This is a genomic window from Nocardioides sp. GXQ0305, assembly GCF_050880345.1.
Taxonomy (GTDB): domain Bacteria; phylum Actinomycetota; class Actinomycetes; order Propionibacteriales; family Nocardioidaceae; genus Nocardioides.
Window position 1 is genome coordinate 694,350 of the sequence record NZ_JBNYXG010000001.1, and the last position, 14,660, is coordinate 709,009.

Genomic DNA, 14,660 nt, shown 5'->3' on the forward strand with positions numbered 1-14,660 from the left:
AACACCAGCCCCGCGGCGAGGGCCCCCCAGCCCGGTCGCGAGATGTCAGAGACGGAGATCTGACCTGATGAACGCTAGGAGGGTGGCTCCCAAATGACACCCACGTGTCGCCCACGTGTCGTCCACACTTCGGTAACAGCGCGCCAGAACGGTGCGCGCACGGGGTAACGGGACGAAATGGAGGGCCCGTCGACCTCGGCCGACGGGCCCCCGAACCCGTGTCCGGTGACGTTTGCCCCCCAGCGTCGGTCACCGGTTGCGCGGCCTTCACCCCCCGGATCGGGCCGCCGTCAGTCCCACGGGTCTGACTGGTCCTACGGTACCGGGCGGGGTGGTGCCGCACACCTACGGGGTCGCACCGGGTGGGTAACAGATCGCCGGGTCAGAACCCGCTGACGCCCTCGCCGCCACCTGCCTGCTCGTCGAAGGTCTCGTGCTCGAGGAGGTGCAGGACCGGGACGCCGATCTTGCGCCGGGCGCGTGAGGTCCAGTCGACGTGGAAGAACTCCGCCACTACGTGGGGCCGGGTCAGGATGATCGCCTCGCGGCCGTCGACGGCCTCGACGCAGCGCGCCAGGGCATCGACCGGCGGCTCGGTCACGACCGTCCCGTGCACGAGCGCGCCGTCGGCCTTCAGCGCTTCGAGGCAGATGCTGAGGTCGTGGTCGGAGCGGTCCTGGCAGTCCTTGCGGACGGCCTCGATGTCGACGTCGCTCATCACCATCGCGGGGGAGGAGATCACCTCTCCGGCCGCCAGCGAGCCCATCGCCGACTCGATCCGGGCTGCGGCGTCCTCGAGCGGCAGCAGGACGTGGTAGACGACCTGCTCGTCGTCGATGCCCTCGTGCAGCGAGTGCACCTGGTGGGCGTCGGCAGCCGTCAGCGCCTTCTCGACGAGAAGCACGACGTCGTAGGTCATGACGCACCTCCACTCAGGATTCTACCCAGTTCGTAGCCCACCGGCTCCTCCAGCTGCTCGTATCCGCAGGACTCCGGATCCCGGTCGGTCCGCCACCTCTTGAAGTGGGCGGTGTGCCGGAACCGGCGTCCCTCCATGTGGTCGTACTTGACCTCCAGCACCCGCTCCGGCCGGAGCGGCACGAAGGACAGGTCCTTGCCCTGGCTCCACCGGCTCTGGGTCCCGGGGACCCGGCCGGGGTTGGCGACGAGGAACTCGGTCCACTCACCCCACGGGTGCTCCCCGAGGGGACACACGAGGGGCTGCAGCTCCTCGATGAGCTCGGCCCGGCGCTTCTCGGTGAAGCTCGCGCTGACGCCGATGTGCTGCAGCTTCCCGCCGTCGTACAGGCCGAGCAGCAGGCTGCCGAGGAGCGGCCGCTCGGGCGTCGATGTCTTGTGCTCGCGGTAGCCGGCGAGCACGACGTCGGCGGTCCGCTCGTGCTTGATCTTGAGCATGGTGCGGGCGTTGGGCTGGTACGTCGCGGCCAGCGGCTTGGCGATCACACCGTCGAGCCCGGCTCCCTCGAACTGCTCGAACCACTCCTCGGCCTCGGCCGGGTCGGTGGTGGTGCGGGTGAGGTGGCACGGGCCGTCGAGGCCGACGAGCGACTGCTCCATCGCGGCGCGACGCTCGGAGAACGGCCGGTCGGCGTACGCCTCGTCGCCGAGGGCCAGCAGGTCGAAGGCGACGTACCCGGCCGGTGTCTCCTCCGCCAGCAACCGGACCCGGGAGTCGGCCGGGTGGATCCGCTCCTGCAGCACCTCGAACTCCAGCCGGCTGCCGACGGCCACGAACAGCTCGCCGTCGAGGACGCAGCGCTCGGGCAGCTGCTCACGCGCGGCGGCGACGATCTCCGGGAAGTAGCGCGTGAGCGGCTTGGTGTTGCGGCTGGTGAGCTCGACCTCGTCGCCGTCCTTGAACACCAGGCACCGGAACCCGTCCCACTTCGGCTCGAAGCTCCACCCCTCCTCGCGGGGCACACCCTTGACCGACTTGGCGAGCATCGGCCGGACGGGCGGCATCACGGGCAGGTCCACGGGCACGAGGCTAGTGGAGCCGTGGCCCGGATCCGGAACAGCAACCGCCGGCGGAGGTTGAGGTGCGAGCGGAGCGAGCCTCGAAACCGCGGGAGCAGTCCGGGGCGACGACCACGGTGGTTCCGGCCCTGGGCGGCGCCGTCGGAGGTTGAGGTGCGAGCGGAGCGAGCCTCGAAACCGCGGGAGCAGTGTGGGGCGACGACCACGGTGGTCCCGGCCTTGGGTGGGTGCGAGCGGAGCGAGCCTCGAAACCGCGGGAGCAGTCCGGGGCGACGACCACGGTGGTTCCGGTCCTGGGCGGGTGCGGGGGTTTCGAGGCTCGGGCCTTGCGGCCCTCGCACCTCAACCTCCGGAGCCGGGCGCCGCCGACGGGTGCGGGTATCGAGGCTCGGGCCTGGCGGCCCTTGCACCTCGACCTCCGGAGCCGGGCGCCGCCCGACGGTGGTTGAGGAGGGCGCTCTGCGCCCGTCTCGAAACCACCACGGGCACGACGTACCGGGCGTGGGTGCTGCCGCGCGGGGCGGGCCCTAGCCTTGGGGACCTATCCCCGGTTGGTCTGCCGGTAGGGCCCGCCTGACTTTGAATCAGGACTAGCGACGTAGGTTCGACTCCTACCCGGGGAGCATGGCCCGCGCCCGGCTCACCGTTGGCCGCGGGACTGCCGGACGAGCTCGGCCACGTCGGGGGCGAGGGTGGCCGCGGCGTAGACGGCGTCCCCCTGGAGCAGGCCCACGGCCTCGTAGCCCAGCCCCGAGACGTACTCCCGGCAGTTCTCCTTGTTGTCCTCGATCACGATCACCGGTGACTGCGAGCGGATGGCCTCCTCGGCCCCCTGCAGGATCGGCAGCTCGAACCCCTCCGTGTCGAGCTGGATCAGGGTCAGGTCGTCGATCCCGAGCTGGTCGATGGTCAGCACCGCCGTCGGCTGGGTCACGAACTGGTCCTCGGTCTCCCCGGTCACGATGCGGGCGGCTCCGCCCAGGTGCCTCTGCCGGTCGGCGCGCGCCACGCCGACCTGCGAGACGCCCGCTGCCGGCCCGAGCCCGCAGTGGAGCAGCCGGACGTTGTCGAGGCCGTTGGACTCCACCACGGCCTGGGCGAGGAGGTAGTTCTCGATCACGGGCTCGAAGGCGTGGACGGTGCCGGGTGTCTTGCGTGAGAACGACGGCAGCATGTCGCCGAAGAACGCACCCGCGTGCACCATGCTCCCGGGCCGGTGCTCCATCAGCCGGCCCACGAACCGGTGCAACGCCCGGGCGACCTTCCGCTTGCCGAGCACCCGCTGGGCCACGGGCCGGTGCCGCGCGTAGTCCGGCACGTAGTACTCGGCCTGGTGGAAGCGAACGACCGTGGTGTCCATGCCGTAGATCAGTCGCTTCTCGGCGTCCATCACCCTCCTCGCGTTCGCGCCAGCCAACCAGACGGGGGTGCCTGGCGCCACAGGAGGTGCTCGCGAGCGGCGCGGGGAGGAGCCGGAGCGAGGCCTGCGCGGGCCCCGGGCACGGCGACTAGGGTGGCCGGCATGCCCGACGACGTGACCGTGATCGTGCTGGCCGCCGGCGGCGGGACCCGCATGAAGTCCAAGGTCCCGAAGGTCCTGCACGAGGTCTGCGGCCGCAGCATGATCGGCCACGTCCTCGCCGCCGTGCAGTCGACGAGCCCGCGGCAGGTGGTGACCGTCGTCGGCCACCAGCGCCACCAGGTCGGGCCGCACGTGCAGGCGCTGCTGCCCGAGTGCGTGCTCGCCGTCCAGGAGACCCAGCTCGGCACCGGTCACGCCGTACGGATCGCGGTCGAGGCGCTCAGCGCACCCCCGAGCGGCACGGTCGTGGTCGCGTACGGCGACACCCCGTTGCTGGAGGGAGACAGCCTCCGGGCGTTCGTCGCCGAGCACGAGGCCGCACAGCGGGCGGTGAGCATCCTCAGCGGGGTCGTCCCGGAGCCGTTCGGCTACGGCAGGGTCCTGCGTGACGGCAGCGGCGAGGTCCGCGGCATCGTCGAGGAGAAGGACGCCACCCCGGAGCAGCGGGAGATCCGTGAGATCAACAGCGGGATCCTGGCCTTCGACGCCGAGTTCCTCATCGGCGCCCTCCCGCGGATCGGCAACGACAACGCCAAGGGCGAGTACTACCTCACCGACACGGTGGGGCTGGCCCAGGAGGACGGCCTGGTGGTCGGTGCGTGGCCGATCGACGACGTCGCGCAGACCGAGGGCGCCAACGACCGGGCCCAGCTGGCCGAGCTCGGGCGCGAGATGAACCGACGGACGGTCACCCGCTGGATGCGCGACGGCGTCACGGTGATGGACCCCGCGACCACCTGGGTCGACACCGACGTGGTCCTCGCGCCCGACGTGACGATCCTGCCCGGCACCCAGCTCCTGGGCGCCACCGCCGTGGACGAGGACTCCGTCATCGGCCCGGACACCACGCTCAAGGACTGCGAGGTCGGCAAGGGCGCCCGGGTCGTCCGGACCCACGGCGAGCTGGCGGTGGTCGGCGAGGGCGCCACCGTCGGGCCCTTCTCCTACCTGCGTCCCGGGACCCGGCTGGGTGCGGGCGGCAAGATCGGTGCCTTCGTGGAGACCAAGAACGCCGAGATCGGCGAGGGCTCCAAGGTGCCGCACCTGTCGTACGTCGGCGACGCCACCATCGGCCGGGACACCAACATCGGCGCCGGGACGATCTTCGCCAACTACGACGGCCGGCGGAAGCACCGCACCACGGTCGGCGACGGGGCGAAGACGGGTTCCAACAACACCTTCGTGGCGCCGGTGTCGATCGGCGACGGGGCGATGACCGGCGGCGGCACGGTGGTCCGGGAGGACGTGCCGCCCGGGGCGCTCGCCGTGTCCGCCGGCCCGCAGCGGACCCTCGAGGGCCACGCCGAGCGGAGGGCCGCGCAGGCGGCGGACGAGGGGAGCCCGGAGGACCGCGAAACGGCCGGTGAACACTCGGCGGACCCGGGCTTGGGAAGCCGGCCCCCGGTGGGTCACAATCCTGATTGAATCCCCCGTCCGGCGAACCAGGAGCCCCACGACGTGACCGGAATGAAGCGGACCACCGAGAAGAACCTGATGGTCTTCAGCGGCCGGGCCCATCCCGAGCTCGCGGAGGAGGTGGCCGCGCAGCTCGGCACCGGGCTGGTGCCGACGTCGGCGTACGAGTTCGCGAACAGTGAGATCTACGTCCGGTTCGAGGAGTCCGTCCGGGGCTGCGACGCCTTCGTGATCCAGAGCCACACCGCTCCGATCAATGAGTGGATCATGGAGCACCTGATCATGGTCGACGCGCTGAAGCGGGCCTCGGCCAAGCGGATCACGGTCGTGGTCCCGTTCTACGGCTACGCGCGGCAGGACAAGAAGCACCGCGGCCGCGAGCCGATCTCGGCCCGACTGATGGCCGACCTGTTCAAGACCGCAGGGGCCGACCGGCTGATCGCGGTCGACCTCCACACCGCCCAGATCCAGGGCTTCTTCGACGGGCCGGTCGACCACCTGATGGCGCTGCCGATCCTGGCCGACCACGTCAAGGCGAAGTACGGCCACGAGAAGCTCGCCGTCGTCTCCCCGGACGCCGGCCGGATCAAGGTCGCCGAGCAGTGGTCGCACCGGCTGGGAGGCGCCCCGCTGGCGTTCATCCACAAGACCCGCGACATCCTGCGTCCCAACGAGGCCGTCGCCAACCGCGTCGTCGGCAAGGTCGACGGCCGGATCTGCGTCCTCGTCGACGACATGATCGACACCGGCGGCACGATCGTGAAGGCGGCCGAGGCGCTGATGGACGACGGTGCCGCGGGTGTGGTCATCGTCGCGACCCACGCGATCCTGTCCGACCCGGCCGTCGACCGGCTCAAGAACTCCCCCGCGACGGAGGTGATCGTCACCAACACGTTGCCGATCCCCTCCGAGCGTCAGTTCGACAAGCTGACCGTCATGTCGATCGCCCCGCTCATCAGCCGCGCCATCCGCGAGGTCTTCGAGGACGGGTCGGTCACGAGCATGTTCGACGGCCAGGCGTAGGGCTCGCGGCGGGCCTGTCGGTTTCCCCGCTCAGGCGGGGAAACTGGTACCTGGCGGCCGAAGTTTCCCCCTCCAGGTGCAGGTTTCCCCGCTCAGGCGGGGAAACCGACGCTGCCCACGCCGTCCGTCCACCCCCAGGTCGGACGGTCGCCATCGCCCGACCGTACGTCGGTCAGCGGCCGCGCGCGGCGAGCAGGTCGTCGAGGGTGTCCTCCCAGCCGCGCCGCAGCACCGTGGGCACCTCGCCGGCGAGTGCGTGCTCCAGTGCCGTGACGTGCTCGTCGAGCAGCGGGACGGCGGGGAACGCGCGGGCGACCAGGTGCGAGAACGCCTGGCCGCGGGTGGCCGCCAGCGCGAGCAGCTCGCTCAGGTAGGGCTCGACGTAGGGGTGGACGAGCGCGGTCTGCTCGGCGTTCCAGAAGCCGGCGGCGGTTGCGGTGAACTCACGGTTGGAGAGCACGGGCTCGGCAGTCAGCTTCTCCCACGTCACCGCCTTGGCGTCCGGCGTCGGCAGCGCAGCGAGCGCCGTCGCGGCGCCGAGGACGCCGGTGATGGTGCCGTCGGAGAGTCGTTCGTCGGTGATCTCGTCGACGCCGATCTCGCCCAGCGCGGCCAGCCGGTGGATCGCGGTCCAGCGCAGGTCCGGTTCGACCGGCATTCCGGTGTGGGTCCGTCGGTCGAGCAGCCACCGTTGGAGCAGCACCGGGTCGGGCGTGGTCCGGGCCAGGCCCAGCGTCAGCGACACCGCCACCGGTCGGTCGGGCTCCGAGGCGAGGCCGGTCTCGCAGGCCGCCGCCACCTGGGCCACCGCGTCGGCGACCTCGTCGGGCGCGAGGTGGCGGGGGACCAGGGTCCCGAGGGACCACGCCAGCACCCCCTCGACGATCCCGACCCGCCGCTCCCGCGGCAGGTGGCGGGTGAGCAGGCCCAGGAACTCCTCGGGCCGGAGGTCGCCGCAGCGGACCATGTCGAAGGCCGTGCTCCACACGATCGCCCGGGTGCTGTCGTCGGGCACCGACGCCAGGTCGCCCGCGAGCACCTCCCACGACAGCTCGTCGAGCCGCAGCCGGGCGAAGGTCTCGCCTCCGGCGTTGGGCACGACGACCGCCGCCGCGGGCAGCCGCACCGGTTCCGCGCCGAGGTCGACCAGGCGGACCTCGGACGGCGCGAGGGTCTCGTCGTACGTCACGACGGAGAACCGGTGCGGCCGGGATCCCTCCCTGGTCAGGGTGACGCCGTCGGGGTCACGGATGGCCCGGATCGTGTCGAACCCGGTCGTCCGGAGCCACGACTCCACCCAGGCGGTCACGTCGCGGTCGGTGGCCGCGTCGAGGGCCGCGACGAAGTCGGCCAGGGTGGTGTTGCCGAACCGGTGCCGCGCGAAGTAGCCGTCGACCCCGGCGCGGAAGTCGTCGTCGCCGAGCCAGGTCACCAGCTGTCGCAGCGCGGAGTTGCCCTTGGCGTAGGAGATCGCGTCGAAGTTGTTGAGCGCGGCGTCGACGTCGGGCACCTCCTCGGCCAGCGGTGCGATCGGGTGGGTGGACCGGCGCTCGTCGGCGACGTAGGCGTTGACCTTGCGGCCGATCGAGAAGTCGACGAAGTTCCCGTGGAAGCCGGCTGCCTCGTCGGCCACCCGGAAGCCCATGTAGTCGGCGAAGGACTCCTGCAGCCAGGTGTCCTCCCACCAGGTCATCGTCGCCAGGTCGCCGAACCACATGTGGGCCATCTCGTGGGCGATCACGGTGGCCCGACGCCGGCGCTCGCCGTCGGTGGGGGTGCCGACCGGGAGGATCTCGTCGCGGTAGGTGACGCAGCCCGGGGTCTCGAGCGCGCCCCAGTTCTGGCCGGGGACGAACGCCTGGTCGTAGGAGTCGAACGCGTACGGCTCGGCGAACGTCGTCGCGTAGTGGTCGAAGCACGCCTCGGTGACCGTGCGCAGCTCGGTGAGGTCCCGGTCCAGCTGGCCCGCCAGCGACGCGCGCGCGTGCCAGCCGAAGGGCAGGCCGGCGTGCTCCCACGTGCGGGAGTGCCAGGGGCCGGCACAGACGACGAACATCGGCAGCGGGATGGGTGGCGTCGTGGCGAACTCCCAGCTCCCGCCCTCCTGCCGGACGACGCGCCCGTTCCCCAGCACCGTCCAGCCCTCCGGGGCGGTGACGGTCATCGACACCGGCGCCTTGAGGTCGTTCTGGTCGAAGCACGGGAACACCCGGTGGCAGATGTCCATGCCGACGTACGCCGACACGTAGGTCTCGCCGTCGGCCGGGTCGGTGAAGGTGTGCATGCCGTCGCCGTCGGTCACGTACGGAACCCGTGCCTCGACGGTGACGACGTTGGTCGGCCCGAGGTCGTCGAGCGCGATCCGGCGGCCGTCGTACGACGTGGCCGGAAGTCCGTCGACCAGCACCTCCCGGGCGTCGGCCAGCTCCAGGAAGGTGCCCGCACCGGGCTGGGCGCACGCAAAGGACACCTCCGCCCGCACGCCGAAGGTCTCCCGGTCGGTCAGGTCGAGGTGCAGCCGGTAGGAGACGTCCGAGAGCAGGGCGGCCCGGGTCCGCGCCTCCGCGAGGGTCAGCGACATGCCAGCGACCCTAGACAGGTCGACCGGCCCGGTGCCTCCCGGCCCCGGACGGCGATTGGCCCACCGGCCACCCGCTCGCCTAGGATCGTCGGGTTGCCTCGGCGAGGGACCCGCTCCGGCGGATCCGTGATCGACAGGGCCGGCTCCACCGCCGCGCTGTCGCGCGGCGTCTCTCGTCCCGGGCCCCGACGACAGACGAGAACGAGGAGCACGACCGACATGGCCGCCGAGAAGATCACCGCCGAGCAGCGCACCGAGTTCGGCAAGGGTGCCGCCCGCCGCATCCGCCGCGACGACAAGGTCCCCGCGGTGCTCTACACCCACGGCGACAAGCCGCTGCACCTGACGCTGCCGGGCCACGACACGATGCTCGCGCTCAAGCACGGCGGCGCCAACGCCCTGCTCGAGATCGACATCGAGGGCAAGACCCAGCTCGGCCTGACCAAGCAGGTGCAGATCGACCCGATCACCCGCCACATCGAGCACGTCGACTTCGTGCTGGTGAAGAAGGGCGAGAAGGTCACCGTCGACGTCCCGATCCACGTGGTCGGCGACGCCGCCCCGGAGACCCTGGTCGTGACCGAGAGCGCCGTGGTGTCGGTCGAGGCCGAGGCCACCCACATCCCCGAGTACTTCGAGGTCTCCGTCGAGGGCGCCGAGGTCGGCACCCAGATCCACGCCCAGGACCTCGAGCTGCCCTCGGGCACGACCCTGCTGGCCGACGAGGAGCTGCTGATCGTCAACGTGACCCAGCAGATGTCCGAGGAGGCCCTGGAGGCCGAGCTCGAGGAGGCCGAGGCCGAGGCCGGCATCGAGCGCGAGGAGCACGAGGAGGAGGCCGAGGCCGCCGCCGAGGGCGAGGACACCGCGGCCGGCGACGCCGAGGGATCCGCCGACGAGAGCCGCTCCGAGGACGCCTGACGCCCCCACCCACCACGCGCTGGCCCGGTCCGTCACGGACCGGGCCAGCGGCATCTCCCGGCCCGCAAATCAGTCGGGAACTTCACCAAGGTTGGGCAGGCACCCCTCCCCGTCCTCGGCTGAGACTGTGCTCGCTGCGAGCGACCCCGGGCCTCCGGTGGCGGTTGCGGCGAGGCGTGGGGCCACGCCGTCGGCCGGGCGCAGAGTGCGCCGGGAAGCAAGGGGGGCTCGAGATGCACTGGTCCACGAGGTTCGGAGCAGGGCTGGTGGCAGCCGCGCTCGTCACTTCTCTCTCACCTGTGTACGCAGGCGTCCAGCACGACCGGGTCGCCGCGACCAACCCGGCCGACTGGGTGCCGGTCGTCGAGGACGGCGCGGGTGTCTACGGGATCGCCACGGTCGGCAACACGACCGTGGCCGGCGGCAGCTTCACCCAGGTGCGTCAGCGCAACGGCACCGTGCTCACCCGCAACAACATCTTCGCCTTCAACTCCAGCGGCACCGTCAGCACCACGTTCCAGCCCAACGTCGCGCTGAAGGTCTGGGACGTGATCCCGGCCGGCGACGGCGTGAGCGTGTACGTCGGTGGGCAGTTCAACAACGTCAACGGGGCCGGCGCCACGGGGAAGGTCGCCCGGATCAACGTGAACACCGGCCAGGTCATGTCGACCTTCCGGTCGCCGGGCTTCGACAACATCGTGACCGACCTGCACCTGGCCAACGGCCGGCTCTACGTGGGCGGCTACTTCAAGACCGTCGGCGGGCAGCCGCGCACCGGCCTGGTCGCGCTCAACCCCACCACCGGGGCCGTGACCAACCACCTCGACCAGGTGACCTTCGCCGACGTCTTCCACGACTCCTCGAGCGCCTCGATCCCGACCGGCAACCGCGGCGTCGGCGTGGAGCGGTTCTCGATGACGCCGGACGGGTCGCGGCTGGTGGCGATCGGAAACTTCCGCACCGTCGGCGGCCAGTCGCGCGTGCAGGTGGCGATGCTCGACACGAGCGGGGCCCAGGCCACCGTGACCGACTGGCAGACCAGTCGGTTCGCGTCGGGCTGCCACCCCAACTTCCCGACGTACACCATGGGCCTGGACATCTCGCCCGACGGGAAGTACTTCGTGGTCGGCACCGGCGGTGCGTTCTCCGGTGGGGTCAGCTCCGGCACCCTGTGCGACTCGGTCTCCCGGTGGGAGATCGACCGCTCCGGTCCCGACCAGCAGCCGACCTGGGTCGACTACATCGGGGGCGACAGCGTCACCGCCGTGGAGATCACGGGCTCGGCGGTCTACGCCGGCGGCCACTTCCGGTGGGCCAACACCCCCTACACCGGGGACTCTGCCGGGCCCGGCTCCGTCGGCCGCAAGGGGATGGCCGCGTTCGACCCGCGCAACGGCCTGCCGTTCATGTTCAACGCCGGCAAGCTGCCGCTGCGCTGGGGTGTCAACCGGTTCACCTCCACCGGCGCGGGCCTCTGGGTCGCCCACGACGGCGACAGCCTGGGCAACGAGATCACCGGGCGGATGGGCCTGATGCCGCTCACGGGCGGCAAGGTGCTGCCGGACGACGACACCGGCTCGCTCCCGGGCAACGCCTACCTCGCGGGCAGCCAGGCCGCGCCGACCGGTCCCAGCCCGGTGCTCTACCGGGTCAACGCCGGCGGACCCGCGCTGCCCTCGAACGACGCCTACGACGACTGGGCCGCGGACGACGGGTGGGACTCGCCGCTGCGGACCAACGGCAGCAACAGCGCGGGCTGGGGCCAGGGCTTCAGCAGGACGCCCGAGGTCCCCGCGAGCACGCCGACGCAGGTGTTCAACGACGAGCGCTGGGACCCCAACGGTGACCCGAAGATGGAGTGGAACTTCCCGGCGGAGGCCGGCCTGCCGCTCCAGGTCCGGATCTACTTCGCCAACGGGTACGACGGCACCAGCCAGGTCGGCCAGCGCGTGTTCGACGTCGCCCTGGACGGGTCGACCGTCCTCGACGACTACGACATCGTCGCCGACACCGGCGCCCACTCGCGGGGCACCATGAAGGCGTTCGACATCACCAGCGACGGCAACGTGGACATCGACTTCTCCCACGTGGTCGAGAACCCGCTGGTCAGCGCGATCGAGATCATCCGGACCGACGTCACGCCGCCGCCCGACGGTGTCGACGACGTCTTCCGTACCGCCCTCACCGAGTCGGCGGCGACCTCGACCACCCAGGTGGCGGACGGCGGGATCGACTGGAGCAGCTCACGGGGCTCGTTCATGGCCGACGGCCGGCTCTACACCGGCTGGGCCGACGGGACGTTCACCTGGCGACCGTTCAACGGGACCACGTTCGGGACCGTGAGGAACATCGACCTGAACGACCTGACGGCGTTCGCGGGAGAGCTCCCGGGCATCCGGGGCATGTGGTTCGACCGGACCAACGGCCGGATGTACTTCACCATCCGGGGCCAGAACCAGCTCTACTACCGGTACTTCACGCCGGAGAGCACGGTCGTCGGTGCGGTGCGGTTCACCGCCCCGGACACCGGGACGGGCATCGACTGGAGCAGGGTCAACGGCGGGTTCCTCGCCAACGGCAAGCTCTACTACAGCAACAGGACCGACGGCGCGCTGCGCTCGGTGCAGTGGCAGGACGGCAACGTCGCCGGGGCCAGCACCGTGATCAGCGGACCGACGGTGGACGGCCGGAACTGGGGGAGCGGAACCCTCTTCCTCCACGCGCCGTGACCTGAGACTCCCGGCCGGTGCCGCGGCAACCCCACATGCTGCTGCACCGGACCGGGCCCATCCATCCGCCTGCTCACCCGGCTCCCCTGGCGCCGGGTGAGCTCGCGCTTGCGGGCAGTGCGGCCGTAGCCGGCATCGCCGGGCAATATCACCAACCTTGGGCAGGCAGCCGTGCTGGTTGCCGCGCAGACTGTGAATTTGTCGCGAGAGACGACGACACCCGGCGTGATCGCGGCATGGCGTGGGGGCAACGCCGTCGGGCGCACGAGCGCCCCGGGAACTGGGGGTTCCGCATGCAGTGGTCACAGAAGTTCGGCCTCGGAGCGGTGGCGGCGTTGCTGTTGTGCACCATGTCGCCCGTGTTCGCGGGTGTCCAGCACGACCGGGTGGTCTCGACCAACCCGTCGGACTCCGTGCCGATGGTGCTCGACGGGGCTGGGGTGTTCGGCATCGCGACGGTCGGCGGCACGACCGTCGCCGGCGGCAGCTTCACCCAGGTGCGTCAGCGCAACGGCACGACGCTGAACCGCACGAACATCTTCGCCTTCGACTCGGCAGGAGCGGTCAGCACCACGTTCCAGCCGAACATCGCCCTGCGGGTCTGGGACATCATCCCGGCCGGTGACGGCGTGAGCGTCTACATCGGGGGCCAGTTCAACAACGTCAACGGCGCCGGCGGGACCAGCCGCGTGGCACGGGTCAACGTGAACACCGGCCAGGTCATGTCCACGTTCCGCTCGCCCGGGTTCGACAACATCGTGACCGACCTGGAGCTGGCCAACGGCCGGCTCTACGTCGGCGGCTACTTCAAGAACGCCGGCGGCCAGCCGCACGTCGGCCTCGTGGCGCTCAACCCCACGACCGGCGCCCTGACCGACCACCTGGACCCGATCACCTTCACCGACGTCTACCGGGACAGCCCGAACGCCATGATCCCCACCGGCAACCGGGGTGTGGGCGTCGAGAAGTTCTCGATGACTCCGGACGGCTCCCGGCTCGTCGCGATCGGCAACTTCCGCACCGTCTCGGGCCAGTCGCGCGTCCAGGTGGCGATGATCAACACCAGCGGTGCGCAGGCCGCGCTCACCGACTGGTCGACCACCCGGTTCTCCCCGGCCTGTCACCAGAACTTCCCGACCTACACCCTGGCCATCGACTTCTCGCCGGACGGGCAGTACTTCGTGATCGGCACCGGCGGCGCGTTCTTCGGCGGCGCCGCGACCGGGGTGCTCTGCGACACCAACACCCGCTGGGAGACGAATCGGTCCGGTCCCAACCAGGAGCCGACCTGGGTCAACTACCTCGCGGGTGACACCACCAACGCCATCCATGCCACCGGCTCGGCGGTCTACATCGGTGGCCACTTCCGCTGGGTCAACAGCGCGTTCGTCGGCGACAGACGTGGTCCGGGGTCGGTGGACCGCAAGGGCATGGCCGCGCTCGACCCGCGCAACGGCCTGCCGCTGAACTGGATCGCCGGCAAGCTGCCGCTGCGCTGGGGCGTCATGCGCTTCGTCTCCACGGCCGAGGGCCTCTGGGTGGCCCACGACGGTGACACCCTGGGCAACGAGACCACGGGGCGGATGGGCCTGCTGCCACGGGCCAGCGGCCGGCTGCTGCCGGCCGACAACACCGGCTCGCTGCCCGGCAACGCCTACCTGGGCGGGGCGCAGGGCAACGACAACCTCTTCCGCACCAGCCTCACCGGGACGTCGGCGACGTCGACCACCCAGGTGAACAACGGTGGGGTCGACTGGAGCAGCGCCCGGGGCGCGTTCATGACCGACGGCCGGCTGTACACCGGTTGGGCGGACGGCACGCTCACCCGGCGGTCCTTCAACGGGACCACCCTCGGAGCCCCGACCACGGTCGACCTGCACGACCTGACGGCGTTCTCCGCCGACCTCGCGAACATCCGCGGGATGTGGTTCGACCGGGTCACCGGCCGGATGTACTACACGATCGGCGGCCAGAACCAGCTGTACTACCGGTACTTCACGCCGGACAGCAGCACGGTCGGCGGCGTGCGGTTCACCGTTCCGAACACCGGCACCGGCATCGACTGGGGCAGGGTCACCGGAGGCTTCCTGGCCAACGGCAGGCTCTACTACGGCAGCAACATCGACGGCGCGCTGCGGTCGGTGCAGTGGCAGGACAACGGCCCCTCGGGCGGCCTTCCCACCGGTGCCAGCACGGTGATCAGTGGGCCGGCCGTCGACGGCCGCAACTGGGGGAGCGGCACCCTCTTCCTCCAGGCGCCGTGACCTGAGGAGCCTGCCTGGGCCGGCGCCGAGGTCGTCGAGCAATATCACCAACCTTGGGCAGGCACCGTCGGTGCTTGCCGCGCAGACTATGGGTTGCTGCGAGAGGCGTCGGCACTCGGCGTGATTGCGGCGAGGCGTGGGGGCAA

9 protein-coding genes and 1 tRNA gene are annotated in these 14,660 nt (G+C 71.1%); 6 read left to right on the forward strand and 4 right to left on the reverse strand.

The window, feature by feature from the left end; genetic code table 11:
* Positions 1–382: 382 nt before the first annotated feature.
* Both ACQ1X7_RS03380 and ACQ1X7_RS03385 read right to left on the reverse strand, forming a co-directional pair.
* Positions 383–919: a hypothetical protein gene (locus ACQ1X7_RS03380; RefSeq protein ID WP_432476738.1), complete on the reverse strand. Its 537-nt coding sequence runs from the start codon at positions 917–919 to the stop codon at positions 383–385.
* A complete protein-coding gene (locus ACQ1X7_RS03385) occupies positions 916–1,998 on the reverse strand; it encodes an ATP-dependent DNA ligase (RefSeq protein WP_432476739.1) in 1,083 nt (360 codons plus the stop codon). The genes ACQ1X7_RS03380 and ACQ1X7_RS03385 overlap by 4 nt, the downstream gene beginning before the upstream one ends.
* 544 nt (positions 1,999–2,542) lie before the next feature.
* Here ACQ1X7_RS03385 and ACQ1X7_RS03390 point away from each other — a divergent pair.
* Positions 2,543–2,621: transfer RNA gene (locus ACQ1X7_RS03390), tRNA-Gln, on the forward strand.
* Between the two features lie 17 nt (positions 2,622–2,638).
* Here ACQ1X7_RS03390 and ACQ1X7_RS03395 read toward each other — a convergent pair.
* Positions 2,639–3,388: an FkbM family methyltransferase gene (locus ACQ1X7_RS03395; protein ID WP_432476740.1), complete on the reverse strand. Its 750-nt coding sequence runs from the start codon at positions 3,386–3,388 to the stop codon at positions 2,639–2,641.
* Between the two features lie 132 nt (positions 3,389–3,520).
* Here ACQ1X7_RS03395 and glmU point away from each other — a divergent pair, with 132 nt between their 5' ends.
* Together glmU and ACQ1X7_RS03405 are read left to right on the forward strand one after the other, a co-directional pair.
* Positions 3,521–5,005 carry a bifunctional UDP-N-acetylglucosamine diphosphorylase/glucosamine-1-phosphate N-acetyltransferase GlmU gene (glmU, locus tag ACQ1X7_RS03400; protein WP_432476741.1) on the forward strand — a complete coding sequence of 495 codons (1,485 nt, stop codon included), beginning with the start codon at positions 3,521–3,523 and terminating at the stop codon, positions 5,003–5,005.
* 42 nt (positions 5,006–5,047) lie between these two features.
* The gene (locus ACQ1X7_RS03405; protein ID WP_432476742.1) at positions 5,048–6,019 is read left to right on the forward strand and encodes a ribose-phosphate diphosphokinase; all 972 of its coding nucleotides are present in this window, start codon (positions 5,048–5,050) and stop codon (positions 6,017–6,019) included.
* Between the two features lie 172 nt (positions 6,020–6,191).
* Here ACQ1X7_RS03405 and pepN read toward each other — a convergent pair whose 3' ends face one another.
* Positions 6,192–8,600: an aminopeptidase N gene (gene pepN, locus ACQ1X7_RS03410; RefSeq protein WP_432476743.1), complete on the reverse strand. Its 2,409-nt coding sequence runs from the start codon at positions 8,598–8,600 to the stop codon at positions 6,192–6,194.
* Between the two features lie 219 nt (positions 8,601–8,819).
* Between pepN and ACQ1X7_RS03415 the strand changes: the two genes are divergently transcribed.
* The 3 genes from ACQ1X7_RS03415 (at position 8,820) to ACQ1X7_RS03425 (ending at position 14,514) form a co-directional block, all read left to right on the forward strand.
* Entirely contained in the window at positions 8,820–9,521 is a 702-nt protein-coding gene (locus ACQ1X7_RS03415) for a 50S ribosomal protein L25/general stress protein Ctc (RefSeq protein WP_432476744.1), read from the forward strand.
* Between the two features lie 266 nt (positions 9,522–9,787).
* Positions 9,788–12,250 carry a malectin domain-containing carbohydrate-binding protein gene (locus ACQ1X7_RS03420; RefSeq protein ID WP_432476745.1) on the forward strand — a complete coding sequence of 821 codons (2,463 nt, stop codon included), beginning with the start codon at positions 9,788–9,790 and terminating at the stop codon, positions 12,248–12,250.
* 293 nt (positions 12,251–12,543) lie between these two features.
* Positions 12,544–14,514, forward strand: a complete 1,971-nt coding sequence (locus ACQ1X7_RS03425; RefSeq protein WP_432476746.1) for a hypothetical protein — start codon at positions 12,544–12,546, stop codon at positions 14,512–14,514.
* Positions 14,515–14,660 lie beyond the last annotated feature (146 nt).